Origin of the sequence: Leifsonia xyli subsp. xyli str. CTCB07 (genome assembly GCF_000007665.1) — a bacterium.
Classification (GTDB): domain Bacteria; phylum Actinomycetota; class Actinomycetes; order Actinomycetales; family Microbacteriaceae; genus Leifsonia; species Leifsonia xyli_C.
In genome coordinates this window covers 445,820-471,230 of the sequence record NC_006087.1, presented here as the reverse complement: position 1 = coordinate 471,230, position 25,411 = coordinate 445,820, and the positions used below count along the sequence as shown (strand labels likewise).

The window sequence follows — 25,411 nt, the reverse complement described above, 5'->3', positions numbered from 1 at the left end:
ACTCCTCCCCTACAGGACGATGTGCATCGCGCGGGCCGCGTCCGAGATGGAACCGGAGAGGGACGGGTACACCGTGAACGCCCGGGCGACCTGGTCGACCGTGAGACGGTGCTCGACGGCGAGCGCGAGCGGGAAGATCAGCTCGGAGGCACGCGGGGCCACGATCACGCCGCCGATCACGGTCCCCGACCCGGTGCGGGCGAAGAGCTTCACGAACCCGTCGCGGATGCCGAGCATCTTCGCGCGCGGGTTGGACTTCAGCGGCAGCTTGTAGATGTCGCCCTGCGCGATGCCCTCCTCGATCTGCTTCTGGTTCCAGCCGACCGTCGCGATCTCCGGCTGGGTGAAGATGTTGGAGGTGACGTTGCGCAGCTCGATCGGATTGACCGCGTCGCCCATCGCGTGGAAGACCGCCGTGCGGCCCTGCATCGAGGCGACCGACGCGAGCGGCAGCAGATCGGAGCAGTCTCCCGCGGCGTAGATGTTCGGGATGGAGGTGCGGGCGACCCGGTTGACCCGGATGTGGCCGGACGGCGTCAGCTGCACCCCGGCCTCCTGCATCCCGATCCCGGCGGTGTTCGGGATCGAGCCGACGGCCATCAGGCAGTGGCTGCCCTCCACGGTGCGACCGTCGGAGAGCGTGGCGACCACGCCGTCCCCGGCCCGGACCACCGACTCGGCGCGGGAGGTGGAGAGCACCTGCATCCCGTTGCGCTTGAAGACGTTCTCGATCACGCTGGCGGCGTCCGCGTCTTCGCCCGGGAGCACCTGGTCGCGGGAAGAGATGAGGGTGACCTTCGAGCCGAGCGCCGTGTAGGCCGAGGCGAACTCCGCTCCGGTGACGCCCGAGCCGACGACCACGAGGTGCTCGGGGATCGCTCCCAGATCGTAGAGCTGGGTCCAGGTCAGGATGCGTTCGCCGTCCGGCTCGGCGGAGGACAGGATGCGCGGGCGGGCGCCGACGGCGACCACGATGGTGTCCGCATCCACACTGTCGAAGTCCGTACCCGAGTCGCCCCGCACCGTCGAGACGATGACGGCGCCCGGACCGTCGAGCCGGCCCTCCCCGGAGACGATGCGGACGCCCGAACGCACGAGCTCCGCGCGCATGTCCTCCGACTGCTGGCGGGCGAGGCCCATGAGCCGCTTGTTGACCGCCGCCAGATTGACGGCGATCTCCGGGCGCACCGGCTTGCCGCTGGCGTCGCGGGAGAAGAACTGGACGCCGAGGTCGGCTGCCTCGGCGATGGAGTTGGTGGCCTCCGCTGTCGCGATGAGGCTCTTGGAGGGAACGACATCGGTGATGACAGCCGAGCCGCCGACGCCGGAGCGCTCGATGAGGGTGACATCGGCCCCGAGTTGCGCCCCGGCGATCGCCGCCTCATACCCGCCGGGTCCGCCGCCGAGGACGGCGATCCGCTGCTTGCGCTCGAATTCGTAGGCCATGCCGCCCATTCTTCCGTATGCGGGCTGCGCCGTCGCCCCGCCAGGTTAGCAGCGTCCGCGGAGAGCGCTCAGTAGAGTGGGCGCATGCCGGAAACCCTGAACCCGCTTGAGGACCCTGACACCGATCCGTTCGAGGTGGCCGAGCGCGCCGCGGAACAGCTCGCGGAGAAGACCGGGGTCGCAAAGCACGACATCGCGCTCACGCTCGGCAGCGGCTGGGGCAGGGCCGCCGATCTGATCGGCGAGACCGTCGCGTCCGTCCCTGCCACCGAGATCGTCGGCTTCGGCAAGCCCGCACTGGAGGGCCACGTCGGCACCCTCCGCTCCCTCCGGCTGGGCAACGGCAAGCACGCCCTTGTCATCGGCGCGCGCACCCACTGCTACGAGGGCCACGGCGTCCGCCGCGTTGTCCACAGCGTCCGCACCGCCGCAGCCGCGGGCGCCGCGACGATGATCCTCACGAACGGTGCGGGCGGCATCAAGGAGACCTGGAAAGCCGGGACGCCGGTCCTCATCAGCGACCACATCAACCTCACCGCCGACTCGCCGCTGGAGGGCGCGACCTTCATCGACCTGACGGACCTCTATTCGAAACGCCTGCGCGACCTGGCGCGCACCATCGACCCGAGCCTGGACGAGGGCGTCTACACGCAGTTCCGCGGACCACACTACGAGACCCCGACCGAGGTCCAGATGGCGAAGACGATCGGCGGGCACATCGTCGGAATGTCGACGGCCCTCGAAGCGATCGCCGCGCGCCAGGCGGGCATGGAGATCCTGGGGATGTCGCTCATCACGAACCTCGCGGCCGGCATCCAGAAGACCCCGCTCAGCCATCAGGAGGTCATCGAAGCAGGGCGCGAGGCCGAACCGGTGATCGGAGCCCTGCTCGCCCGGATCGTGGAGGCCCTGTGAGCGACACCGCGCAGCTCCTCGCCGACGCCCGCGTCTGGCTGGAGCAAGACCCCGACCCCGAGACGCGCCGGGAGCTCGAGGCTCTCCTCGCCAGCGCCGAGTCCGGTTCGGCCGGGGCCATCGCCGACCTCCGCTCGCGCTTCGGCGCCCGTCTCGCTTTCGGCACGGCCGGTCTCCGCGGCGAGATCGCCGCCGGCCCGAACCGGATGAACCGCGTTCTGGTGGCCCAGGCCGCGGCCGGCTTCGCCCGCTGGCTGAGGGAAAACGCCGGGGACGGAACCCCCTCGGTCGTCATCGGCTACGACGGCCGCAAGAACTCCGCTGTCTTCGCCCGCGACACGGCGGAGCTCATGGTCGGAGCCGGCGTGCGCGCCGTCCTCCTGCCGCGCCTGCTGCCCACCCCGGTGCTCGCGTTCGCGGTTCGACACCTGGGCACGAGCGCCGGTGTCATGGTCACCGCCAGCCACAACCCGCGGAACGACAACGGCTATAAGGTCTATCTCGGCGGCAAGAGCCACGGCTCGCAGATCGTCTCCCCGACGGATGCGGAGATCGCCGCGCACATCCTGGACGTGGCTCGGGGCAGCGTCGCAGAGCTGCCCCGCTCGGATCGGTACGAGGTCGCCGGCGAGGAGGTCGAGCGCGACTACATCGCGGCGACCGCCGCCGTCGCGAGCGCCTCCGCTCCGCGGGACGCCGTCTCGTTCGCGTACACGGCCATGCACGGCGTCGGCTGGCGCACGGCCCGGGAGGTGTTCGCCCGCGCCGGGTTCGCCGCGCCCGCGGTCGTGACCGCGCAGCGCGATCCCGATCCGGCGTTCCCGACCGTCGCGTTTCCGAACCCCGAGGAACCGGGCGCGATGAATCTCGCGTTCGCCACGGCGCGCGAGGCCGGGGCCGACCTGGTCATCGCCAATGACCCGGACGCCGACCGGCTCGCGGTCGCCATCCCCGACCCAGCCTCGACCGACGGCTACCGCCGGCTGAGCGGCAACGAGGTCGGCGCCCTGCTGGGCTGGCGCGCCGCCGAACTGACTGCCGAAGAGGGCGGCACGCTCGCCTGCTCGATCGTCTCCTCCCCGGCGCTGGCGGCGGTCGCGGAGGCGTACCGCCTCGGCTTCGCGAACACGCTCACCGGTTTCAAATGGGTCTCCCGCGCACCCGGGCTGATCTTCGGCTACGAGGAGGCGCTGGGCTACCTCGTGAACCCGCAGACCCTCCGCGACAAAGACGGCATCTCCGCCGCGACCGCACTGCTCGACCTGGCCAGCAGCCTGGCCGCGGAGGGGCGTACGATCGCGGACCAGCTGGACGCCTTCGCCGAGCGCTTCGGCTTCTTCGCGAGCGACCAGATCTCCCTCCGCGTCAGCGATGTCTCCCGTATCGGCGAGATCATGGCGACTCTGCGAGCGACCCCGCCGAGCACCCTCGGCGCGGTCGCCGTGAGCCGGATCGACGACCTGAGCGACGGTCTCGGCGACCTCCCGCCGAACGATGTGCTCCGCATCCTGCTGGCGGACGGCTCGCGCGTGATGGTGCGACCGAGCGGGACGGAGCCGAAGCTCAAGATCTACATCGATGCGTCGAGCGACGAAGGCACCCTCGCCGAGCGGCGCTCGACCGCCGCCGCACGGGTCGCTGCCCTGGCGGACGCGATGCGGGCGCTGACGGCGTAGCCGGTTCCCCCACAACGGCCACCGGCCCCACGGCGCGCACGACGGACAGCCGCCCGCATCCGCGACACCGTCAGCGAACGTCCTGGCCTCCCCCAGCTAGCCGAGCGCCTCGCTCAGCTTCCGCTCCAGCTCGCCGAGGTCGAAGTAGTTCTGCACCACGATCACGTCAGCGTTGGTCGGTCCGATGCGATCGGCCAGCTCCGGCGACGTCAGGACGATCTGGGCGTCGGACGCCGCGGTCGCGACGTTCGACGCGTCCGATGCCGCGACGTCGGCGTCGATCCCCAACCGTTCGAGCACCCGCTCGGCGTTGACCTTCAGGATGCCGGAGGTACCGACACCGGCGCCGCAGATCGCCACGATCTTCACGGTGTGGCCTCTCCCTCGCTGAGCGCCAGGATGCGCTGCACCTCGGCCACCCCGCTCGCGTCCGCGAGCGCCGGAATCGAATCGGGGTCGTTGAACACATTGGCCAGTTCCGCGACGCTGGTGACATGCGCGTCCGGTGTGGACACGGCCAGGCCGATGATCACCGAGACGGGGTCGTTGTGTGGGTGCCCGAACGCGACCGGCTCAGCCAGCGTCACCACGGCGAGTCCGTCGGCGTTCACGTCCAGGCCGGGTCGCGCGTGTGCGAGCGCTAGGCCGGGGGCGATCACGATGTACGCCCCGAACTCCTCGATCACCTGCACCATGCGGGCCGTGTATCCCGGTTGCGTCGCGCCCGAACGCGCCAGCGCCGCCCCCGCCAGCTCCACAGCCTCGCGCCAATCGGCGGCGTGGGCGCCGACGGTCACGGCGGAGGCTGGCAGCGGTGGCAGGGGCATGCCTCCAGCGTATCGCCCGATGGGTCAGGAACCCTCGAAACCCGCTGTGACGATCCCGGCCAGCTCCTCACGCTCCTCAAGGGGGAGGAAGGCCGCCGCCGCCGCGTTCAGCTGGAAGATTTCGAGGTCGGTGCGGTCATAGGCGAAGGCATCGGCCAGGACGCTCAGCTCGCGGGTCAGCGTCGTGCCGCTCATCAGCCGATTGTCGGTGTTCACCAGCACCCGAAAGCCGAGCTGGTAGAGCAAGTCGAACGGGTGGTCCAGGATGCCGTCGCCCCAGGCCGCGATGGCCCCGGTCTGCAGGTTCGAGCTCGGGCTCGTCTCCAGGGCGATCTCGCGATCCTTGACCCACTGCGAGAGCGTCCCGAGCGTCACATAGGTGTTCTCGTCGTCCTGGCGTTCGATCGTGATATCCTCGGCAAGGCGCACGCCGTGCCCGAGCCGCAGCGCGCGGCCATCGAACAGCGCGCTCCGGATGCTGCCGAGACCGTCCGCCTCGCCCGCATGCACCGAGGTCGGGAAGAACTGGGCGGCCAGGTAGTCGAACGCGGCGCGGTGGTTCGAGGGCGGGAAGCCCGCCTCGGGACCGGCGATGTCGAACCCGACCACGCCGTCATCGCGGTGCCGCACCGCCAGGTCAGCGATCTCGAGACTGCGATCGGTGTGGCGCATCGCGGACACCAGCTGGCCGACGCGGATGCGCGCGCCGGTCGCGTACACATCCTGGATGCCCTGCTCAATTCCCTCCTGCACGGCTTCGACCGTCTCGTCGAGGCTGAGCCCGCGGCCCAGATGCTGCTCCGGCGCCCAGCGCACCTCGCCGTAAACGACCCCGTCTGCCCCGAGATCCTGCACGAACTCGCGCGCGACGCGGATGAGGCTCTCGCGGGTCTGCATGACGGCGGTCGTCAGATCGAACGTCTTGAGGTACTCGACCAGGGAGCCCGAATTCGACTTCTCGACGAACCAGCGGCCCAGGGAATTGGCATCGCCGGCCGGGAGGTCGACGCCGGCTGCGTCGGCCAGCTCCAGAACGGTCACCGGGCGCAGGCCGCCGTCCAGGTGGTCGTGCAGCGACACTTTCGGCAGGGCCTGGATATCGGTGCCGTCGGGCAGCGCGTACGTCTCGTTCTCGCTCATACCTCTCAATCTACCGGGCACGGCCGATCCGCTCCGCGACGATCGGCCCGCGCTCGAACGGCGTCCCGGCGGGGGCGATCCGATAGGCGCCGTCGAGCGCTTCGAGCGCGCGCTCGAAGCGCGCCGGCTCGTCGGCGGAGAGGGTGAACAGCGGCTGGCCGGCGCGGATCTCATCGCCCGGCTTCGCGTGCAGGTCGATGCCCGCCGCGTGCTGCAACGGGTCCTGCCTGCGGGCGCGGCCAGCGCCCAGACGCCACGCAGCGATGCCGAAGGGGAGGGCCTGCTGCTCGATCAGGACGCCGTCCTCCGCAGCGAGCACGGTGTGCGTCTCCCTCGCCACCGGAAGCGCCGCCTCCGGGTCGCCGCCCTGGGCGCGGATGACCTCCCGCCACTTGTCCATCGCCCTCCCGTCCCTCAGCGCCGCCTCGACATCCGCGTCCGGCTGACCGGCCAGTGCGAGCATCTCGCGCGCGAGTGCGACCGTCAGCTCCACGACATCGGCGGGACCGCCGCCGGCGAGCACCTCGAAGGACTCGCGCACCTCGTTGGCGTTGCCGATCGCAAGGCCCAGCGGGACATTCATATCCGTGAGCAGCGCCGAGGTGGCGACCCCGGCGTCCGTGCCCAGCTCGACCATCGTCCGCGCCAGCTCGCGCGATTTCTCGATGTCTTTGAGGAACGCTCCCGAACCGAACTTCACGTCGAGGACCAGCGCGCCGGTGCCCTCCGCGATCTTCTTGGACATGATCGAGGAGGCAATCAGCGGGATGGCCTCGACCGTACCCGTGATGTCGCGCAGCGCGTACAGCTTGCCGTCGGCCGGGGCGAGCCCCGAACCGGCCGCGCAGATGACGCCGCCCTCGTTCCGGAGCTGCGCGAACATCTCCTCGTTCGACAAGTCGGCGCGCCAGCCCGGGATGCTCTCAAGCTTGTCGAGCGTCCCTCCGGTGTGCCCGAGACCGCGGCCGGAGAGCTGCGGAACGGCGACGCCGAAGACGGCGACCAGCGGCATGAGCGGCAGGGTGATCTTGTCGCCGACACCGCCGGTGGAGTGCTTGTCCGCGGTGGGCTTGCCAAGACCGGAGAAGTCCATGCGCTCGCCCGAGGCGATCATGGCGAGCGTGAGGTCCTTGATCTCGCGGCGGGTCATCCCGTTGAGGAAGATCGCCATCGCCATCGCAGACATCTGCTCGTCGCCCACGTAGCCGCGGGTGTAGGCGTCCACCAGCCAGTCGATCTCGGCAGTGCGGAGCTCTCCGCGGTCGCGCTTGGTCCTGATCAGGTCGACGGCATCGAACGCCTCGACCGTTCCTGCGGTCTGGGTCACGGGGTGTCTTTCTCAGTCGTTGTTGCGGTGCTCGGCGAGTTGCCGCGGACCGAAGGCGTCGGGCAGCACCTCGTCGATGGTGCGGAGGCCGGAGACGGTCTCCAGCATCATCCCCTCACCCGCGTGCTCGGAGAGCAGCTGCCGGCAGCGTCCGCACGGCATGAGGGTATCGCCGTCGCCGTTCACACAGGTGAAAGCGATGAGCCGGCCGCCACCGGACATCGCGAGCGCGGAGACGAGTCCGCACTCAGCGCACAGCGTGACACCGTAGCTGGCGTTCTCCACATTGCAGCCGCTGACGATGCGGCCGTCATCCACGAGTGCCGCCGCCCCGACAGGGAAACGCGAGTACGGGACGTAGGCGTGGGCCCTGGCCTCGCGGGCCGCCGCACGAAGAGCCTCCCAATCAATCACGGCTGTCATGATTTTATGTAGGGTTTACCGGAGGCGGCAGGTCCGCGCGAGATACCGACCAGACCGGCAACGGCGACGATCGTCACCAGATAGGGCAGCATTCGCAGGAACTCGCTCGGGATCGGGGCGTGCAGCAGGTCGAGCAGACTCTGTAGCGCGGCGGCGAAGCCGAAGAGGAGCGCGGCGAGGGTGGCGCGGATCGGGTTCCAGCGGCCGAAGATCACAGCGGCCAACGCAATGTAGCCGAGACCGCTCGTCATGTCTTTGACGAACCCGCCGACGCCGCCGATCGTGAAGTACGCGCCGCCGAAGCCAGCGATCGCGCCGGCGATCAGCACCGTCCAGAACCGCGTGGAGGCGACCTTGACGCCGACCGTGTCGGCCGCCTTCGGGTGCTCGCCGACCGCGCGCACCCGAAGACCCCAGCGTGTGTGGAACAGGAAGAAGGAGACACCGGCCACCGCGACGTACATCGCGTACACGATGAACGTCTGATCGAACAGCACGGGGCCGATCACCGGGATCTGGCTCAGCAGCGGAATCGGCAGACTCGGAAGCGTGGGCGGCAGGTTGAAGGCCGCCGTGTTGTTCGCCATGACCGCCGTGTAGAAGAAGCCGGTCACGCCGGAGACGAGCACGTTGAGCACGATGCCGAAGATGACCTGATCGACGAGGTATTTGATCGAGAACGCCGCGAGGACGAACGAGACGAGCGCCCCGGCGACGGCCGCGCCGATCAGACCGACGACGGCCGAGTGCGTCATGGTGGCGAGGATCGCCGAGGTGAAGGCGCCGCCGAGCAGCTGGCCCTCGATGGCGACGTTGACGACGCCGACGCGCTCGGACAGCACACCGCCCAGAGCGCCGTAGATGATCGGGACGCTGAGGCCGAGCGCCGCCGCGAGGAGGCCCGCGACGGGCACCGTCCCGGAGCCGGCGGACCAGGTGACGAACCCGAACAGCAGAGCGAAGGCGAACACAGCCCCGAGCCAGAGCGGAACCCGGCGTCCACCCGCCACGAGGACGAAGGCGGCCACCGTGATCGCCAGGGCGATCGCCGTCACGGCGAAACCGGCCGCCAGGGTGTGTACAGGCAGGTTCGGGATGGCGAAGAAGTCGTTCTTCGCTGTGAAGGTGTACGTCGTCTCGCCGGAGCGGGGGAAGACCAGGAAGAGCAGGATACTCACGAGGCCGAAGGCCGCGAACGCGATCGGCAGGCGCCAGTGACGGACCATGACGCGGGCAGGCTCTCCTTCGACCCCGGTCGGCGCGGGGGCAGCGGGCTGGGTGGCGACGGTCATCGCGCGACCGCTCCCTTCGTGCGAGACGCTCTGCGGGTCCGGCTCGGCGCGCCGGGCGCCGGCAGCCGGAAGATCGCCCGCACAAGCGGCGGCTCGGCGATGAAGAGCACCGTGACGGACTGGATGATCGCGATGACCTCCACCGGCACGTTGTCGGCAGCCTGCATGGCGAAGCCGCCGGCCTGGAAAGCGCCGATGAGGACACCGGCGATGAGCACGCCGAACGGGCGCGAACGGCCGAGCAACGCGACCGTGATCGCCGAGAAACCGATGCCGGCGTCGATGTCGCTGCCAAACCCGGTGGTGATCTGCCCGAGCACCTGAGTCGCCCCGGCGAGGCCGACGAGCGCGCCCGAGATGACCATCGCCCACAGGTAGACCGACTTGACCGACATGCCAGCGACGCGCGCGGCGTTCGGGTTCTCGCCGACCGCACGGAAGCGGAAGCCGAGGCTCGACCGCTCGAGCAGCCACCACACGGCGACGGTCGCGAGGATCACGAACAGGATGCCGATGTCCAGCGAATACCCGCTGCCGAAGAGCTTGGGGAAAACCGCCGTCGGCAGTGTCTCCGGGGTGCGCGGATCGTTCGCGCCCGGGGCGCTCAGGAACGATGTCGTGAGCAGGTAGTTGAGAAGGTTGAGCGCGATGTAGTTGAGCATGATCGTGACGATGACCTCGTGCGCGCCCGTATACGCTTTGAGGACCCCGGCAACCGCCGCCCAGAGCGCAGCGCCGACGAGCCCGGCGGCGACCGCGATGAGGAGGTGGACGCCCGGGGCCATCGGCAGTTTGAAGCCGACGATGCCCGCGAACAGGGCCGCGATGAGCATCTGTCCCTGGCCGCCGATGTTGAACAGGCCGACGCGGAAGCTGAGCGCGACGCCGAGGCCGGCGGCGATGAGCGGGGTGGCGAAGGTGAGCGTCGTCGCCAGCGATTGGACGCCGGTGGCGACGTCGGGGGCGTTGACGTTGTAGACGGCGCCTTGGAAAAGAGCCGAGTACGCTCCCCCGACCGCGTTGCCGATGGCGGCGAAGGTGTCTCCGGGCCGCGCGAAGAAGTAGCCGAGCGCCGCCTGCACCTGCTGGTTCGTCGCGGCGATGAAGACGCCGCCGACGACGAGCGCGACGATGATCGCACAGACCGAGAGCAGCGCGCTGCCCGAGGCGATCTCGCGCAGGACGCGGTGCGAAAGGGACTCCCCGGGGGCGGGCGGCTCCGGGGTTCGCTGCCCGGCGGGGACCTGGTCGGGCGCGGGTTCGGCGGCGGGCGCGCCGCCGGCCAGGGCGTCGGCGTCGGCGTGGGGGATCTGCTCGCTCACGCGGAGGCTCCTTCTGTCTCAACGAGGCACTCCGCCGGTGGCACCTCACCGGCCATCATGAGGCCGAGGATCTCCCGGGACGTGGTAGCGGGCACGATGCCGACGACACCGCCGCGGTACATGACCGCGACCCGGTCGCCGAGAGCGATGATCTCGTCCAGCTCCGTGGAGACGACAATGACCGGCACACCGGCGTCGCGCGCCGCGACGATCCTCTCGTGGACGAACTCGATCGAGCCGACATCCAGACCGCGAGTTGGCTGCGCGGCCACGAAAAGGCGCAGTTCGCGGCTCAGCTCGCGCGCGAGGACGACCTTCTGCTGGTTGCCGCCGGAGAGCCTGCCAACGCGGGTCGCGATGCCCTGGGAGCGCACATCGAACTGGCGCACCTTCTCCTCCGCGAAAGTGTCGCGGAACGCGAGCTGGAGGTTCGCTCCTTTGACGAAGGGAGGGCCGCTGGAGCGGTCGAGCATCAGATTCTCGGCGATGGAGAACTCGGCGACCAGGCCGTCCACGTTGCGGTCCTCCGGGACGAACCCGACGCCGGAGTCGAGGATCTTCCGCACGGAGAGGCCGAGGAGCTCGCGGCCGTCGAGTTCGATCGACCCGGTCACCCGCTTCTGCAAGCCGAGGAGCGCCTCGGTCAGCTGCGTCTGGCCGTTGCCCTGGACACCGGCGATGGCGAGCACCTCGCCGCCGCGGACGTCGAAGTTCAGCGCGTCCACCAGGACGGCCCCGGCGGAGTCGTGGACGGTGAGGTCCCGCACGCGGAGGACACCGCCCGTGAGCTGCGGCTCGCCCTTCCGGACGCTCAGCTCGACGCTGCGGCCCACCATGAGCGAGGCGAGCTCGGCGTTGGACGCCTCCGGGTCGGCCTCGCCGACCACCTTGCCGAGCCGCATGACGGTGATGCGGCTCGCCACCTCGCGAACCTCACGGAGCTTGTGGGTGATGAAGACGATGCCCGTCCCGCTGGCGGCGAGCTGCTTCATGATCGTCATGAGCTCGTCGGTCTCCTGCGGCGTCAGAACGGCCGTCGGTTCGTCGAACACGAGCACTCCGGCATCGCGCGAGAGCGCTTTGACGATCTCCACACGCTGCTGGACGCCAACGGGCAGCTCCTCGACCAGCGCGTCCGGGTCGACATCGAAGCCGAACCGCGCCGAGATCTCGCGCACCTTCGCGCGAGCGGCCGTGAGATCGAGACGGCCGCCGAACCGGGTCTGCTCGTGGCCGAGCATGACGTTCTCGGCGACGGTGAAGACAGGAATGAGCATGAAATGCTGGTGGACCATCCCGATGCCGGCCTTCATGGCGTCGCCGGGACCGTCGAAGCGCTGGACCTCGCCGTCGAGGAGGATCTCGCCCTCATCCGCCTGGTACAGGCCGTACAGGACGTTCATGAGGGTCGACTTGCCTGCGCCGTTCTCGCCGAGCAGGCAGTGGATCTCACCGGGTTCGACCGTCAGGTCGATGCGGTCGTTCGCGACCAGAGCGCCGAATCTCTTCGTGATGCCGCGGAGTTCGAGTTTCATGAGGACCTTGGGGTTTCGGGCTGGGTGCTCGAGGCGGAGGCGGGGAGGCCGGCGCCGGCCGGCCTCCCCGCGGTCGCGCGATCTACTGGGCGAACGCCGACGGCGACTCGACCTTGATCGAGCCGTCGACGATGCCGGCTTTGATCTTGTCCAGCTCGCTCTTAAGGGTGGGGGCGATCTTCGAGGCGAAATCGTGGAATGGGGCGATGCCGACGCCGTTGTTCTTCAGCGTCCCGACATACGGCGAGCTGTCGAAGGCGCTGCCGGAGGCGGCCTGCTCGACAACCGTCGCGACCGTCGGCTTGATGTTCTTCATGATCGAGGTCAGGAACAGGCTGTTGAAGCCGTTCTGGTCGGTGAGGTACACATCGGCGTCGTTCCCGATCAGGGTGACATCCTTGCCGGAGTCCTTGATCGCCGCGCCGGCGCCCTGGTAGATCGGGCCTCCGATCGGGGCCAGCACATCGGCGTTCTGGCCGAGCATGGTCTGGGCGATCGTCTTCGACGTGTTGAGGTCCACGAAGCTGTTGACGAACTGGCCGTCCTGAGACGCGAGATCCCAGCCGATGACCTTCTTGTCGGCGCCCTTCTGCTGGTTGTAGTACTTCACGCCGTCCGCAATGCCGTCCATGAAGATGGTGACCGAGGGGAGCTTCTGGCCGCCGTAGGTCCCGATGACACCGGTCTTCGAGGAGCTCGCCGCCGCGTACCCGGCGAGGAAGCCGGCCTCGTCGGTGTTGAAGACGACCGGCTTGACGTTGTCGGCCTTGATGCTGTCGTCGTCGACCATGACGAAGTTCACTTTGGGGTTCGCGGCGGCGGCCTCCTTCACCGGCGCGACCAGGTTGAACCCAGAGGCTACGATGACGCTGCACCCCTGCTGGATCAGGCCCTTGATGTTGGGCAGATAGTCGTTGGCGCTCTTCGACTGGACCTGCTTGTAGGAGCTGCCGATTTTCTTCGCGGCCTCCTGCACGCCCTCCAGTCCGAGCTGGTTGAACGAGCGGTCGTTGAAGCCGCCCTGGTCGGAGACGATACAGGGCAGAGAGGCCGAGTTCGCGCCGGCCGAGTTTGACGAGCTGGGCGCTGAGCCGCAGGCCGCGAGCAGCGCGACGACACCGGCCGCGACGAGACCGGTGAGCGCGGATTTACGAGCTGTGATGGTCAAAGTCTTTCCTCCAGGATGCAGGGACCCGCGCAGGATTGAGAGCGGGCCAGGATATGCAATGCAGGTTACCGAATGTAACAAACCGCACCGTTCGGACGTTCGGCTTCTTGATGCAAGCGTTACAAACGCTCGCCGATTGGCATGTACTCATTTGAGCACACTGGCGTCGATGCGCGCGAACCGGCACGATTCCGCCGCCTTCGACGGGACCGGAGGACGTTCGCGATCGCGCTCCCGGCAGGCGGTTGCGCCTACAGCCAGCCGCGCCGCTTGAAGATCGCGTACAGCAGCGTGCTCAGCCCCAGCATCGCGAGCACCGCCATCGGATAGCCCAGCGGCCTTCCAGCTCCGGCATATGGGTGAAGTTCATCCCGTAGACACCCACGATGAGAGAGGGCGCGAACAGGATGGCCGCCCACGAGGAGATCTTCTTGACCTCTTCGCCCTGGCGGCGGCTGTAGTGCGCGAGGCGGGTCATCTCCTCGTTCTGGCGCTCGGAGACGAGGGTCGAGTTCACCGTCAGGATGTCACGCAGCAGGTAGCGGAAGCCGTCGACGCACTCGTTCACCTGGGTGAGGTGGTCGGCGACATCACGCAGGCGGCGTTCGAGTTCCTGGGTCACGCCGTATTTCGAGGAGCCGCGTTCGAGCGCCACCATGACGGCGAAGAGGGGGTGCGTCGCGCGCTGGAAGTCGATGACCTCGCGCGAGAGTTCGTAGATGCGCCGGGAGACCAGGGCGTCCCCGCCGAACACCTGCGTCTCGATCTCGTCGATGTCGTTGGCAAGGCCCGCGACGACGGGGCTGTAAGCGTCCACGACAGCGTCGATGATGGCGTACAGGACGACCTGCGGACCGAGGGCGAGCAGGTCGCGCTCACGCTCCATCCGCTGCCGCACGGTGAAGAGGTCGGGCGACTCGCTGTGGCGGACGGTGATCACGAAGTTCGGCCCGACGAAGAGATGCAGCTCGCCGAAGTCGACCTGCTCGGGGACATCCAGATAGTTAGCCGCCTTGAGCACGACGAAGAGCACCGTGTCGTAGCGTTCCAGCTTCGGCCGCTGATGCGCGACGATCGCGTCTTCGATCGCGAGCGGGTGGAGGTTGAACTCCTCCGCGAGCGACATGAGCTCCTGCTCGCTCGGCCGGTAGAGGCCGATCCAGGCGACCCCGCCCGGTGTGTGGTCGAGCGCGCGGTAGATCTCGGCCAGGGTCTGCGGCGATGCGACGCGCACGCCGTCCGCGTAGATCGCGCTGTCGACCATGCTGGAACGCTGCGCGGGCGAGCGCTCGACAGGGGACGGCGACGGCGAGCGGAGAGGGTCGCCGCGACGCGACCGGGACGTGAAGGGCATCGGGATGCCGCGTCGGTTCGGGTTCGCCATCGTTCGCTCCAGGTGCGGGTGCAGACAGTCGGAGGCCGCTGGTCGCCCGGGGGCGCTGGGCCACAACTGTACGCGCGCTGTCTGCGGATGCGCTGCCCGCTTTCCTGCGCGGTCGCTGTGCATGCGTTCGCGATGACGTGTTCGTAGTACCCGATCAATTCGGCGACGAGCACATCCCAGCCGCGCCCGAGCACAGCCCGCCGTCCCGCCTCCCCCATCCGGAGCCGCAGCGGCGCGTCCCGGACCAGCATGGCGACGGCCGCGCGCAGCGCTCTGTCATCGGCCTGCGGGAACAGCAGCCCGTCCACACCGTGATAGACGAGGTCGATCGGCCCGCCCGCCCACGGCGCGACGACGGGGAGCCCGGAAGCGTGCGCCTCCTGCACAGTCTGGCCGAACGTCTCCTCGGAGCCGGTGTGGACGAAGACATCGAACGCCGCGTACGCCGCCGCGAGCTCGGCGCCGCTGAGCCGCCCGAGCCAAGCGACCTCCATCCCGCTCAGCTCGCCGAAGACAGCCGGGAGCGACGGCCCATCGCCCACGATCGCCACCGACACGCCCGGCAGGCCGCGCAACGAGGCCAGGCGCTCCACCTGCTTCTCCGGGGCGACCCGCCCGACATAGCCCACGACCGTCTCACCGTGCGGAGACAGCCGCTCGCGCAGTTCGACGGCCGCGCGGGCGGTGCGATTGTTCGGGTGGTAGCGCTCCAGGTCGACCCCGAGGCCCCAGCGCCCCAGCCGCTTCACTCCCGCCGTCCTCAGGTCGTACTCGGAGGCGGCGGAGGGCGCGAGGGTCACATCGGCGCCCTCGTGGACCCAGCCGACGTACTTCCAGGCGATGGCCGATGTCATCCCGAAGCCGTTGCGCCGCGCGAAACCGGCGACATCCGTCTGATAGACCGCGACCGACGGCACCCCCAGCCGGTTGGCCGCCGCGATCGCCTGGGCGCCCAGGAAGAACGGCGACGCCGCGTACAGGACATCGGGCGCGAACCGGGCCAGGATGCGCTGCATCTGCGGGCTCGGCAGCCCCACCGGAAACTGCCGGTAAGCGACCGAGGGCACCTGGTGGATGCGGAAGCCGGCGTATTCCGCCGGCGCGCCCGCGTCCGGGCAGATCACGATCGCCTCGTGCCCGCGCGCGGCCAGTTCGTCGAACACCCGCAGGACGCTCGTCGTGACCCCGTTCACCGTGGGGAGGAAACTCTCGCTGACGATGGCCACGCGCATGCCGCCAGTGTGCGCCGCGCAGGTTTCCTGCCCGTGAACGGCAGGTGTCCAGGGCCGCTCGGTATTCTTTCGCCATGACGACATCCCCCCTCGACCGCTTCTACGGCGTCATCCCCGCGGGCGGCATCGGCTCCCGGCTGTGGCCGCTCTCCCGGGCCGACGCTCCGAAGTTCCTGCACGATCTGACCGGATCGGGTCAGACCCTGCTGCGGGACACCTGGGACAGACTGGCCCCACTCGCGGGCGAGCAGCGGATCATGGTCGTCACCGGGCGGGCGCACCGGGCCGCGGTGGAGGCGCAGCTGCCCGCTCTCACTGATCCGAACATCGTCCTGGAGTCGGAGCCGCGGGACTCGACGGCCGCGATCGGGCTGGCCGCTGCGATCCTCGAACAACGGGAGCCCGGTGTCATCGTCGGCTCGTTCGCGGCCGATCACGTGATCCAGAACGAACCGCTCTTCGCCGCCGCCGTGCGCGAAGCCGCCGCCGCCGCCGATGCCGGCCACATCGCCACGATCGGCATCAAACCGACCGAGGCGGCCGTCGGCTTCGGCTACATCCAGACCGGCGCCGCCCTCGCCGTCCCTGGCGCCCCGAGCGCGCTGACGGTCGACTCCTTCGTCGAGAAGCCCGACCACGCCACCGCCGAGCGCTACCTCGCCGGCGGCCGGCATCTGTGGAACGCGGGGATGTTCATCGCCCGCGCCAGCCGCCTGCTGGAGGAGATCGGCCGCTCCCGCCCGCAGCTCCTCGCCGGGCTTCAGGAGCTCGCCGCCGCCTGGGACAACCCGGCCACCCGCGGGCCGGCCGTCGACCGGATCTGGCCGGCGCTTGAGAAGATCGCCATCGATTACTCGGTGGCAGAGCCCGCCGCAGCCGGCGGCCGGCTCGCGGTGATCCCGGGCTCCTTCGACTGGGACGATGTGGGCGACTTCGCCTCGCTGGCGAAGCTGAACTCGGGCGGGCGCAAATCGGATCTCGCCATCCTCGGGGAAGACGCCCGGGTGCTCTCCGATGCGTCCAGCGGCATCGTCGTGAGCCAGTCGAAGCGCGTCATAAGCCTTATCGGTGTGAAAGACATCGTCGTCGTGGACACCCCCGACGCCCTTCTCGTGACGACGAGCGAGAACGCACAGCGGGTGAAGGCGGTCGTGGACGCGCTCAAGCTGACCGGCTCGACAGACGTGCTGTAGCGCAGGCCCACTTCTCAGCGCAGCCTGTTGAGGCTCAGCCCACCGCCGAGGGGCCGCTTTGCACCTCGCGCGCGATCCGGCCGATCTCCGCGTCGTCCACCGCGAGACCGGCCTGGCCGAAGCGCTCGCGCAGCAGCTTCTCGCTGCCTTCGAGCGGCAGCAGGTGCAGATCGGCGCGCACCTGCTCCACAATGCCGGCCATTTTCGCGCTGTCGGCGGCCTCCGTGCTCCCGTCCATGACGGGTTCGTCCTGTGTCACAGCCCGGACGGTACGCCGTCGCGAATCCGCGTCAACCGGTCGCCCACTTATCTCGATGTCGAGAGAGCTGAGGACACCCTAAGAGGCGTGGGAAGCCCGCGCAGCATAGGATGGAGGACGCGCTATTCGCGCCTTCCGTCAGCGACATGCACCCCAGGGAGGGTTGTTCGTGCCAAAGCAAGCGGCAGGGACCCTGCGACCGACAAAGAACCGGCCCGGGGGAACTCTGTACCGCGGCCGCGAAGGGATGTGGTCGTGGGTCCTTCACCGCATCACCGGCGTCGCGATCTTCTTCTTCCTTCTCGTCCACATCCTGGACACCTCGCTCATCCGGGTCAGCCCGGAGGCGTACAACGCGGTCATCGGCACCTACAAGAACCCGATCATGGGACTCGGCGAGATCGCCCTCGTCGCGGCCATCGTGTTCCACGCCTTGAACGGCCTGCGCATCATCCTGATCGACTTCTGGAGCAAAGGCGTCACGTACCAGAAGGCCATGTTCTGGACCGTCATCGCCCTGTGGGTCATCCTGATGGCCGGTTTCGTGCCGGTGCAGCTGACCCACATCTTCTCGGAGGTGAAGTGACGTGACGACCATCGAGACGCCGCGCACGCCGGCCCGCCCCGCCCGCAAAGGCGACAACTGGGAGAAGTGGGGCTGGGTCTACATGCGCGCCTCCGGCGTGGTCCTGGTCGTCCTCATCTTCGGCCACCTGCTGATCAACCTCGTCCTCGGCGACGGCGTGAAGCAGATCGACTTCGCCTTCGTCGCCGGCAAGTACGCCACCCCGTTCTGGCAGGTCTGGGACCTGCTGATGCTGTGGCTGGCCCTCATCCACGGCGGCAACGGGATGCGGACCCTGGTCAACGACTACACCGCCAATGCGACGCTCAACCGCATCCTCAAGGGGGCCATCGCGGCCGCGGTCGTCGTGCTGATCGTTCTGGGAACGCTCGTGATCTTCACGTTCGACCCGTGCCCCGCCGGCGCCGCAGCCGGCCAGCTGCCCTCGTTCTGCCCGGCCAAGTGAGACTGACGGAAAACAAAGAGCTGTGACAACTGACACGACCGAATCCACCGTCATCGACGGTGTCCACTACCACGAGTTCGACATCGTCATCGTCGGCGCCGGTGGCGCCGGGATGCGCGCGGCCATCGAGGCCGGACCTCACGCGAAGGTCGCGGTCATCTCGAAGCTCTACCCCACCCGCTCCCACACCGGCGCGGCGCAGGGCGGCATGGCCGCAGCGCTCGCCAACGTGGAGGAGGACAGCTGGGAGTGGCACACCTTCGACACGGTCAAGGGCGGCGACTATCTGGTCGACCAGGACGCGGCGGAGATCCTCGCCAAGGAGGCCATCGACGCGGTCATCGACCTGGAGAACATGGGCTTGCCGTTCAACCGCACGCCCGAGGGCAAGATCGACCAGCGCCGCTTCGGCGGTCACACCCGCGACCACGGCAAGGCCCCGGTCCGCCGCGCCTGCTACGCGGCCGACCGCACCGGCCACATGATCCTGCAGACCCTGTTCCAGAACTGCGTCAAGCTCGGCATCAACTTCTTCAACGAGTTCTACGTGCTCGATGTGATCATGAACGAGGTCGACGGCGTCGACCAGCCCGCGGGCGTCGTCGCCTACGAGCTGGCGACCGGCGAGCTGCACGTCTTCCACTCGAAGGCGATCATCTTCGCCACCGGCGGCTTCGGCAAGATCTTCAAGACGACCTCCAACGCGCACACCCTCACGGGCGACGGCGTCGGCATCATCTGGCGCAAGAAGCTCCCGCTGGAGGACATGGAGTTCTTCCAGTTCCACCCGACCGGTCTGGCCGGCCTCGGCATCCTCCTCACCGAGGGTGCGCGCGGCGAGGGCGCCATCCTCCGCAACGCGAGCGGCGAGCGCTTCATGGAGCGGTACGCGCCGACCATCAAGGACCTCGCCCCGCGCGACATCGTCGCCCGCTGCATGGTCCAGGAGGTCGCGGAGGGCCGCGGCGCCGGGCCGCACAAGGACTACGTGCTGCTCGACTGCACCCACCTGTGCGCGGAGGTGCTGGAGACGAAGCTCCCGGACATCACCGAGTTCGCCCGCACCTACCTGGGCGTGGACCCGGTGGTCGAGCCGGTTCCGGTCATGCCGACCGCGCACTACGCGATGGGCGGCATCCCGACCAATGTCAGCGCCGAGGTGCTGCGCGACAACACGACCGTCGTGCCGGGCCTCTACGCCGCCGGCGAGTGCGCGTGCGTCTCGGTACACGGCTCGAACCGTCTGGGCACCAACTCCCTGCTCGACATCAACGTGTTCGGCAAGCGCGCCGGCACCAACGCGGTCGAGTACGCGAAGACCGCGACGGCCGTGCCGCTGCCGGAGGACCCGGCCAAGAACGTCCGCGAGCTGATCGAGGGCCTCCGCACCTCCACCGGCACCGAGCGCATCGCCGCCATCCGCAAAGAGCTGCAGGACGAGATGGACCGGAACGCCCAGGTGTTCCGCACCGACGAATCGCTGGAGAAGGTCACCGGCACCATCCACACGCTCCGCGAGCGCTACAAGAACGTGGTCGTGCAGGACAAGGGCAAGCGCTACAACACCAACCTGCTGGAGGCCGTCGAGCTCGGCTTCCTGCTCGACCTCGCCGAGGTGGTCGTCTACTCCGCCCGCAACCGCAAGGAATCCCGCGGCGGGCACATGCGCGACGACTTCCCTAAGCGCGACGACGAGAACTACATGAAGCACACGATGGCCTACCTCACCGGCGACCCGCACTCGGCCGATGCGGCGGACCACATCACGCTCGATTGGAAGCCGGTCGTCGTGACCCGCTACCAGCCGATGGAGAGGAAGTACTGATGTCGACCGCCGTACTGGAGACTCCCCCGGCTCCCGAAGCCCCCATCCCGTCGTTCACCGTCACACTGATCATCCGCCGCTTCGACCCGGAGAAGGACACCGAGCCGCGCTGGCAGGACTTCGACGTCGAGCTGTACCCGACCGACCGCATCCTGGACGCGCTGCACAAGATCAAGTGGGAGCAGGACGGCTCGCTCACCTTCCGCCGCTCCTGCGCCCACGGCATCTGCGGCTCCGACGCGATGCGGATCAACGGCCGCAACCGCCTGGCCTGCAAGACGCTGATCAAAGACCTGGACATCTCCAAGCCGATCTACGTCGAGGCGATCAAGGGCCTGCCGCTGGAAAAGGATCTCATCGTCGACATGGAGCCGTTCTTCGCCAGCTACCGCGAGGTTCAGCCCTTCCTCATCGCCAACAGCACGCCGCCGGAGGACAAGGAGCGCATCCAGTCCGTCGCCGACCGCGCTCGCTTCGACGACACGACCAAGTGCATCCTGTGCGCCGCGTGTACCTCGTCCTGCCCGGTCTTCTGGACCGACGGCCAGTACTTCGGCCCGGCTGCGATCGTGAACGCCCACCGCTTCATCTTCGACTCCCGCGACGACAACGCGCAGGTGCGCCTCGACATCCTGAACGACAAGGAGGGCGTCTGGCGCTGCCGCACAACCTTCAACTGCACCGACGCCTGCCCCCGCGGCATCCAGGTCACCCAGGCCATCGCCGAGGTCAAGCAGGCCGTCATGCGCGGGAAGCCGTAGGCCCCAGAGGCTTTCCGACGCCTCCCCGGCCGAGTCGGCCGGGGAGGCGTCGGCTTTTCGGCAAAAAGACCTGAGACGTGTAGCATCTTGCAGAGCATACCGAAAATCCAAGACCCTAACATCTCAGACGCGAAACCTCAGACACAAGAAGGACCATGTCCACCGCACACGATTTCTTCCTCTCTGGCGACCACGAATCGGGTCGGCGGATCGTCGCCGAGGCGGTTCGATCCCAGGGGTTCGCCGTGACCTCGACGCCCTCGGGCGGCCTTCTCGCCAAACGCGGCAGCGACGCAGCGACCATCTGGCTCGGAGGTTTGGCCGGAAAGAACTTCCAGGTGACCCTCACCGTCGACTTCATGGTCGACGCGGAAGGGCGCCTGGTCGCCCGCCTCAACCGCAACATGGCCGGCGGGGTCCTCAAGGGCGGCGCAATCGGCGCGGCCAAGACCGACGCCGCCTTCCAGGAGACGGCCAACGCCATCGCGGCCGCCCTTCACACTTCGGGCGTTCTCGCAACCGATGTCGCTCACCACTAGAACAACACTTCACAACGGAGACACTACTATGACCGACCAGAACAACACCGTCTACCCCCTGCCGCCCCTCACCCGGCACAGCCCTACCCACCGCAGAAAAGCGGCACGAACGTCCTCTCGATCATCGCGCTCATCGGCGCCTTCGTCTTCCCGATCGCCGGCGTGGTCTGCGGCCACATCGCCATCGGCCAGATCAAGCGCACGGGCGAGGGCGGACGCGGGCTCGCGATCGCCGGACTCGTGATCGGGTACGCCGCCATCGCCTTCTACACCCTGCTCATCATCATGACGATCATCGCCGCGGGCATCGCCGCATCGATGGACTACACCACGAGCTACTGACGACGGTCCGCCGCCGGGCGGGGGAGAGCCTCCCTCGCCCGGGGCTGCCGCACCCCGCACCTCGCTATCCTTGCTGCGTGCCCCAGAACTCCCGTCGCCCGGCGAAGCCGGCCCCCGCCCGGCAGCACACCGAGAAGACGGTCCCACCGGAGGAGACGCTGCGAGAGCGGCTTGAGCGGCCGGTTGCGCGGGTCTCGCGCTGGGGGGAGCGGGTGCAGGCGCTGCGGCCCTACCGCGTCTACCTCAACTACGCCCACTCCGATGGGAACCTGCGGGCCGCCGGGATGGGTTTCCAGTCGCTGTTCGCGATCTTCGCGGCCGTCTGGCTCGGTTTCTCGGTGGCGGGCATCGGGCTGAACAGCAACCCGGAGCTCTTCGACGCACTGGCCTCGCTCATCAACCGGGCGGTCCCCGGTCTGCTCCAGACCTCGACCAGCACCGGGGTGATCGGCTCGTCGCAGCTGTCGCAGGCGACGGCGTACGGATGGGCGGGGTCATCGCCGCGATCGGATTGCTCTGGACGGCCATCGGCTGGCTCTACTACACCCGCCAGGCGGTCCGTGCCGTGTTCGGGCTCAGCCGGGACACAACGAACTACGTGTTGCAGAAGATCCGCGATCTGTTCCTCGCGCTCGCTTTCGGGCTGGTTCTCGTCGTCTCCGCACTGCTGACATTCGTGAGCACACAGGCGCTCACCTTCGTGCTCGCACTGGTGGGACTCAGCTCCGACGCGTTCTGGACCAGCGCCGTGGCGAGGCTGTCGGGTCTGCTGGTGTCGGTCCTGCTGAACATCGTCACGCTGGGCGCACTGTTCCGGGTGATGTCGCGTGTCGCGATCCCCTGGCGGAACTTGTTCTCCGGCGTGCTGCTCGGGGCGCTGGTGCTCGCCGGGCTGAGCGCCCTCGGCGGTCTGCTGCTCGGCGCAGCGACCAAGAATCCGCTACTGGCGACCTTCGCGGTGTTCGTCGGTCTGCTGTTCTGGTTCAACCTCGTCTCGCGCGTGATCCTGATGTCGGCTTCCTGGATCGCGGTCGGGATGTTCGACAGCGGGATCTCGCCGCGCACGATCACGCCCGAACAGGCCGCAGCCAAGCACCGGGCGCGCGTCCTCGTCGCGAAGGCGGAGCTGCAGAACGCGCGCGACGCCCGCGCCGCCGCGCGCTTCCTGGCCCAGCCCGGCGCCCAGCGGAAAGTCGAGAAGGCTGAGCACGGGCTCAACGATCTGCTCGACGGAGGGAGCGTCGGCCGTCCCCACTAGGGTGGGACCATGCCCTCTGAACACCTGCGCGTCGCGACGATCAACGTCAACGGCATCCGTGCCGCGTTCCGCAGAGGCATGGGGACGTGGCTCGACGCTCGCGATGTCGACATCCTGGCCATCCAGGAGGTGCGCGCCTCCACCGACGACCTGCTGGGGCTGCTCGGCGACGAGTGGGACATCCTGCACGACCCGGCCACCGCGAAGGGCAGGGCAGGCGTCGCGATCGCCTCCCGGCGCCGCGCAGTGGTCCACCGGGCGGGGCTCGGACCGGCCGGCTTCGACAGCGCCGGCCGCTGGCTCGAAGCGGACTACGAAGTGGGCGGGAAAGCGATCACCGTGGTCAGCGCCTACGTCCACTCCGGCGAGGCGGGGACCCCGAAGCAGGCCGACAAGTACACCTTCCTCGACGCGGTGGAGGCGCGGCTGCCCGTGCTCGCCGCGCACAGCGAGCACGGGGTCGTGCTGGGCGACCTCAACGTCGGCCACCGCACCCTCGACATCCGCAACTGGAGGGGCAACGTCAAGCGGGCAGGGTTCCTCCCGGAGGAGCGCGCGTACTTCGACCGCATCCTCGGCGCCGAGGACGAGCCCGGTTACAACGACGGCGCTGGCCTCGGCTGGGTAGATGTCGGGCGCAAGTGGGCCGGTGAGGTCGACGGCCCCTACACCTGGTGGACGTGGCGCGGCCAGGCGTTCGACAATGACACGGGCTGGCGCATCGACTACCAGCTGGCGACGCCCGCGCTCGCGGCGACAGTGACGGACTACTCCGTGGACCGGGCGGCGTCATACGCCGAGCGATGGTCGGACCACACTCCCGTGGTCGTCGACTACGCCCTCTGACCTCCGCCTCCACTCCCCCGAAAGCACACACATGACTGACTCCCCCCGCCTCTACTCGGGAATGCAGCCCTCCGCGGACTCACTGCACCTCGGCAACTACGTCGGCGCCCTCCTGCAGTGGAAGGAACTGCAGGCGGCGCACGACGCGTTCTTCTCGGTGGTCGATCTGCACGCGATCACCGTGGCGCAGGACCCTCACGACCTCCGCGAGAAGACGCGCCGCACCGCGGCCCAGTACATCGCGGCGGGCATCGACCCTTCCGTTTCCACCCTCTACGTGCAGTCGCACGTTCCGGCGCACGCGCAACTCGCCTGGGTGCTGAGCACCATCACCGGCTACGGCGAGGCCGCGCGCATGACGCAATTCAAAGACAAATCCGCCAAACAGGGCGCGGAGGCGACCTCGGTCGGACTGTTCACCTACCCGGTGCTCATGGCCGCCGACATCCTGCTGTTCGACGCCGATGTGGTCCCGGTCGGCGACGACCAGCGCCAGCATGTCGAGCTGACCCGCGACCTGGCCGAGCGCTTCAACAGCCGGTTCGGTGAGACGTTCGTGGTGCCGCAGGCGATGATCCTCAAGGACGGGGCGCGCATCTACGACCTGCAGAGCCCGGAGTCGAAAATGTCGAAGTCCGCCGACTCCGGGGCCGGGATCGTCTGGCTCCTGGACGAACCAGACATCGCCCGTAAGAAGATCATGCGCGCCGTGACAGACACCGACGGTGTGGTCTCCTACGACCGCGCAGGCAAACCGGGCGTCAGCAACCTGCTCAGCATCTACTCCGCGCTGTCGGGCCGCGCCATCCAGCAGATCGAGCTCGACTACGAGGGCAAGGGCTACGGCGACTTCAAGAAGGGGCTCGTGGAGGTGGTGGTCGACGCTCTCGGCCCGATTCGCGAGCGCACCCTGGAATTGCTGGCCGACCCGGCCGAGCTCGACCGCATCCTGGCCGGCAACGCCGCCCGGGCGGGCGAAGCCGCCGAGATCACGCTCGCCAAAGCTTACGAAGCCATCGGCTTCCTGCAACCCACGCGCCGATGACCGCGGCGCCGGTGGTGCTGACCGGGGAACGGGTGACGCTCGCCGCGCCGACGACGGACGACATCGACCGGATCGTGGAGCTCTGCCAAGATCCCGAGGTCTCCGCGTGGACGACAGTGCCCAGCCCTTACCGCCGCTCCGACGGCGAGGGCTTCGTCACCAGGATGGTCGCGGACGGCTGGGCGAGCGGCCGGGTTTGCATCTGGGGTGTCCGGGCGGAGGGGGCGCTGCACGGGATGGCCGGACTGCACGATATCCACGACGGCGCCGCCGAGATCGGCTTCTGGCTGGGCCGGGAGGCACGCGGCCGCGGCTACATATCCGAAGCGGTGGCGCTGGTGCTCGATTTCGCCTTCGCGGGCGCACCGGCCGGTCTCGGCCTGCACCGGGTAGTGTGGCACGCCATCGCGGGCAACGCCGCGAGCGCCGCCATCGCCCGCAGCGCCGGGTTCCGGTTCGAGGGCACAGCACGGCTCGGGATCGCGCAGGGCGGGGTGCGCCGCGACCGCTGGCAGGCGGGAATACTCGCCGACGACCCACGGGCGCCGGCCGGCGACTGGCCGGACGCGACCTTCGTTCAGCTGTCGCTGTGACCGCTCCTCGGGTCGTGCTGTTCGGCCTCGAC

24 protein-coding genes and 2 pseudogenes are annotated in these 25,411 nt (G+C 68.8%); 13 read left to right on the top strand and 13 right to left on the bottom strand.

The window, feature by feature from the left end; all coding sequences use genetic code 11:
- Positions 1-9: 9 nt before the first annotated feature.
- On the bottom strand, positions 10-1,446 hold the full coding sequence (locus tag LXX_RS02305) for an NAD(P)H-quinone dehydrogenase (protein WP_011185461.1): 1,437 nt from the start codon (positions 1,444-1,446) through the stop codon (positions 10-12).
- 84 nt (positions 1,447-1,530) lie between these two features.
- Between LXX_RS02305 and LXX_RS02300 the strand changes: the two genes are divergently transcribed.
- Together LXX_RS02300 and LXX_RS02295 are read left to right on the top strand one after the other, a co-directional pair.
- A complete protein-coding gene (locus LXX_RS02300) occupies positions 1,531-2,361 on the top strand; it encodes a purine-nucleoside phosphorylase (protein ID WP_011185460.1) in 831 nt (276 codons plus the stop codon).
- Entirely contained in the window at positions 2,358-4,037 is a 1,680-nt protein-coding gene (locus LXX_RS02295; protein WP_011185459.1) for a phospho-sugar mutase, read from the top strand. The genes LXX_RS02300 and LXX_RS02295 overlap by 4 nt, the downstream gene beginning before the upstream one ends.
- Positions 4,038-4,133: 96 nt before the next feature.
- Here the strand turns inward: LXX_RS02295 and LXX_RS02290 are convergent, their stop codons facing one another.
- The 11 genes and pseudogenes from LXX_RS02290 to LXX_RS13320 form a co-directional block, all read right to left on the bottom strand.
- A complete protein-coding gene (locus tag LXX_RS02290; protein ID WP_011185458.1) occupies positions 4,134-4,406 on the bottom strand; it encodes a PTS sugar transporter subunit IIB in 273 nt (90 codons plus the stop codon).
- Positions 4,403-4,864 carry a PTS sugar transporter subunit IIA gene (locus LXX_RS02285; RefSeq protein WP_011185457.1) on the bottom strand — a complete coding sequence of 154 codons (462 nt, stop codon included), beginning with the start codon at positions 4,862-4,864 and terminating at the stop codon, positions 4,403-4,405. Before LXX_RS02285 ends, LXX_RS02290 begins: the two co-directional genes overlap by 4 nt.
- Positions 4,865-4,888: 24 nt before the next feature.
- Entirely contained in the window at positions 4,889-6,004 is a 1,116-nt protein-coding gene (locus LXX_RS02280; RefSeq protein ID WP_041767095.1) for an adenosine deaminase, read from the bottom strand.
- Positions 6,005-6,014: 10 nt separating this feature from the next.
- Positions 6,015-7,331 (bottom strand): thymidine phosphorylase, encoded by a 1,317-nt coding sequence (locus LXX_RS02275; RefSeq protein WP_011185455.1) that lies wholly within the window; start codon positions 7,329-7,331, stop codon positions 6,015-6,017.
- A gap of 12 nt (positions 7,332-7,343) precedes the next feature.
- Positions 7,344-7,754, bottom strand: a complete 411-nt coding sequence (locus LXX_RS02270) for a cytidine deaminase (protein WP_011185454.1) — start codon at positions 7,752-7,754, stop codon at positions 7,344-7,346.
- Entirely contained in the window at positions 7,751-9,046 is a 1,296-nt protein-coding gene (locus LXX_RS02265; RefSeq protein ID WP_041767092.1) for an ABC transporter permease, read from the bottom strand. The genes LXX_RS02270 and LXX_RS02265 overlap by 4 nt, the downstream gene beginning before the upstream one ends.
- Entirely contained in the window at positions 9,043-10,368 is a 1,326-nt protein-coding gene (locus tag LXX_RS02260) for an ABC transporter permease (protein WP_081423060.1), read from the bottom strand. The genes LXX_RS02265 and LXX_RS02260 overlap by 4 nt, the downstream gene beginning before the upstream one ends.
- Entirely contained in the window at positions 10,365-11,903 is a 1,539-nt protein-coding gene (locus LXX_RS02255; RefSeq protein WP_011185451.1) for an ABC transporter ATP-binding protein, read from the bottom strand. Before LXX_RS02255 ends, LXX_RS02260 begins: the two co-directional genes overlap by 4 nt.
- Positions 11,904-11,985: 82 nt before the next feature.
- Positions 11,986-13,071 (bottom strand): BMP family lipoprotein, encoded by a 1,086-nt coding sequence (locus tag LXX_RS02250; RefSeq protein ID WP_011185450.1) that lies wholly within the window; start codon positions 13,069-13,071, stop codon positions 11,986-11,988.
- Positions 13,072-13,322: 251 nt separating this feature from the next.
- Positions 13,323-14,455 (bottom strand): annotated as a pseudogene (locus LXX_RS02245) (magnesium and cobalt transport protein CorA).
- A 65-nt stretch (positions 14,456-14,520) separates the two neighbouring features.
- Positions 14,521-15,687 (bottom strand): annotated as a pseudogene (locus LXX_RS13320) (glycosyltransferase family 4 protein); the annotation flags it as partial.
- Positions 15,688-15,761: 74 nt separating this feature from the next.
- On the opposite strand from LXX_RS13320, the gene LXX_RS02230 reads away from it, so the two are divergent.
- Complete coding sequence (locus LXX_RS02230; RefSeq protein WP_041767084.1) at positions 15,762-16,880, top strand: mannose-1-phosphate guanylyltransferase; 1,119 nt, start codon at positions 15,762-15,764, stop codon at positions 16,878-16,880.
- Positions 16,881-16,914: 34 nt separating this feature from the next.
- Here LXX_RS02230 and LXX_RS02225 read toward each other — a convergent pair whose 3' ends face one another.
- Positions 16,915-17,118 (bottom strand): hypothetical protein, encoded by a 204-nt coding sequence (locus LXX_RS02225; RefSeq protein WP_223227695.1) that lies wholly within the window; start codon positions 17,116-17,118, stop codon positions 16,915-16,917.
- A gap of 214 nt (positions 17,119-17,332) precedes the next feature.
- On the opposite strand from LXX_RS02225, the gene sdhC reads away from it, so the two are divergent.
- From sdhC to LXX_RS02175, 10 genes are all read left to right on the top strand, one after another.
- Positions 17,333-17,725, top strand: a complete 393-nt coding sequence (gene sdhC / locus LXX_RS02220; RefSeq protein WP_370558467.1) for a succinate dehydrogenase, cytochrome b556 subunit — start codon at positions 17,333-17,335, stop codon at positions 17,723-17,725.
- 1 nt (position 17,726) lies between these two features.
- Positions 17,727-18,170 (top strand): succinate dehydrogenase hydrophobic membrane anchor subunit, encoded by a 444-nt coding sequence (locus LXX_RS02215; RefSeq protein WP_011185445.1) that lies wholly within the window; start codon positions 17,727-17,729, stop codon positions 18,168-18,170.
- 22 nt (positions 18,171-18,192) lie between these two features.
- The gene (gene sdhA / locus LXX_RS02210; RefSeq protein ID WP_011185444.1) at positions 18,193-19,995 is read left to right on the top strand and encodes a succinate dehydrogenase flavoprotein subunit; all 1,803 of its coding nucleotides are present in this window, start codon (positions 18,193-18,195) and stop codon (positions 19,993-19,995) included.
- A complete protein-coding gene (locus LXX_RS02205) occupies positions 19,995-20,756 on the top strand; it encodes a succinate dehydrogenase iron-sulfur subunit (protein ID WP_011185443.1) in 762 nt (253 codons plus the stop codon). The genes sdhA and LXX_RS02205 overlap by 1 nt, the downstream gene beginning before the upstream one ends.
- A 155-nt stretch (positions 20,757-20,911) precedes the next feature.
- A complete protein-coding gene (locus LXX_RS02200) occupies positions 20,912-21,295 on the top strand; it encodes a hypothetical protein (protein ID WP_050737809.1) in 384 nt (127 codons plus the stop codon).
- A 120-nt stretch (positions 21,296-21,415) separates the two neighbouring features.
- The gene (locus LXX_RS02195; RefSeq protein WP_041767082.1) at positions 21,416-21,637 is read left to right on the top strand and encodes a DUF4190 domain-containing protein; all 222 of its coding nucleotides are present in this window, start codon (positions 21,416-21,418) and stop codon (positions 21,635-21,637) included.
- 484 nt (positions 21,638-22,121) lie between these two features.
- A complete protein-coding gene (locus LXX_RS02190) occupies positions 22,122-22,895 on the top strand; it encodes a YhjD/YihY/BrkB family envelope integrity protein (RefSeq protein WP_223227694.1) in 774 nt (257 codons plus the stop codon).
- 9 nt (positions 22,896-22,904) lie between these two features.
- A complete protein-coding gene (locus tag LXX_RS02185; RefSeq protein WP_011185440.1) occupies positions 22,905-23,741 on the top strand; it encodes an exodeoxyribonuclease III in 837 nt (278 codons plus the stop codon).
- Positions 23,742-23,772: 31 nt separating this feature from the next.
- On the top strand, positions 23,773-24,786 hold the full coding sequence (gene trpS, locus LXX_RS02180; protein WP_011185439.1) for a tryptophan--tRNA ligase: 1,014 nt from the start codon (positions 23,773-23,775) through the stop codon (positions 24,784-24,786).
- The gene (locus LXX_RS02175; protein WP_011185438.1) at positions 24,783-25,379 is read left to right on the top strand and encodes a GNAT family N-acetyltransferase; all 597 of its coding nucleotides are present in this window, start codon (positions 24,783-24,785) and stop codon (positions 25,377-25,379) included. The genes trpS and LXX_RS02175 overlap by 4 nt, the downstream gene beginning before the upstream one ends.
- Positions 25,380-25,411: the final 32 nt, after the last annotated feature.

Bases quoted from the DNA above. Each gene is read 5' to 3' on its own strand.
- LXX_RS02285 (WP_011185457.1), bottom strand. From the start codon at position 4,864: ATGCCCCTGCCACCGCTGCCAGCCTCCGCCGTGACCGTCGGCGCCCAC.
- LXX_RS02175 (WP_011185438.1), top strand. From the start codon at position 24,783: ATGACCGCGGCGCCGGTGGTGCTGACCGGGGAACGGGTGACGCTCGCC.
- LXX_RS02305 (WP_011185461.1), bottom strand. From the start codon at position 1,446: ATGGCCTACGAATTCGAGCGCAAGCAGCGGATCGCCGTCCTCGGCGGC.
- LXX_RS02300 (WP_011185460.1), top strand. From the start codon at position 1,531: ATGCCGGAAACCCTGAACCCGCTTGAGGACCCTGACACCGATCCGTTC.
- LXX_RS02225 (WP_223227695.1), bottom strand. From the start codon at position 17,118: ATGGACGGGAGCACGGAGGCCGCCGACAGCGCGAAAATGGCCGGCATT.
- LXX_RS02265 (WP_041767092.1), bottom strand. From the start codon at position 9,046: ATGACCGTCGCCACCCAGCCCGCTGCCCCCGCGCCGACCGGGGTCGAA.
- trpS (WP_011185439.1), top strand. From the start codon at position 23,773: ATGACTGACTCCCCCCGCCTCTACTCGGGAATGCAGCCCTCCGCGGAC.
- LXX_RS02205 (WP_011185443.1), top strand. From the start codon at position 19,995: ATGTCGACCGCCGTACTGGAGACTCCCCCGGCTCCCGAAGCCCCCATC.
- LXX_RS02230 (WP_041767084.1), top strand. From the start codon at position 15,762: ATGACGACATCCCCCCTCGACCGCTTCTACGGCGTCATCCCCGCGGGC.
- LXX_RS02270 (WP_011185454.1), bottom strand. From the start codon at position 7,754: ATGACAGCCGTGATTGATTGGGAGGCTCTTCGTGCGGCGGCCCGCGAG.
- LXX_RS02185 (WP_011185440.1), top strand. From the start codon at position 22,905: ATGCCCTCTGAACACCTGCGCGTCGCGACGATCAACGTCAACGGCATC.
- LXX_RS02190 (WP_223227694.1), top strand. From the start codon at position 22,122: ATGGGCGGGGTCATCGCCGCGATCGGATTGCTCTGGACGGCCATCGGC.
- LXX_RS02200 (WP_050737809.1), top strand. From the start codon at position 20,912: ATGTCCACCGCACACGATTTCTTCCTCTCTGGCGACCACGAATCGGGT.
- LXX_RS02280 (WP_041767095.1), bottom strand. From the start codon at position 6,004: ATGAGCGAGAACGAGACGTACGCGCTGCCCGACGGCACCGATATCCAG.
- LXX_RS02255 (WP_011185451.1), bottom strand. From the start codon at position 11,903: ATGAAACTCGAACTCCGCGGCATCACGAAGAGATTCGGCGCTCTGGTC.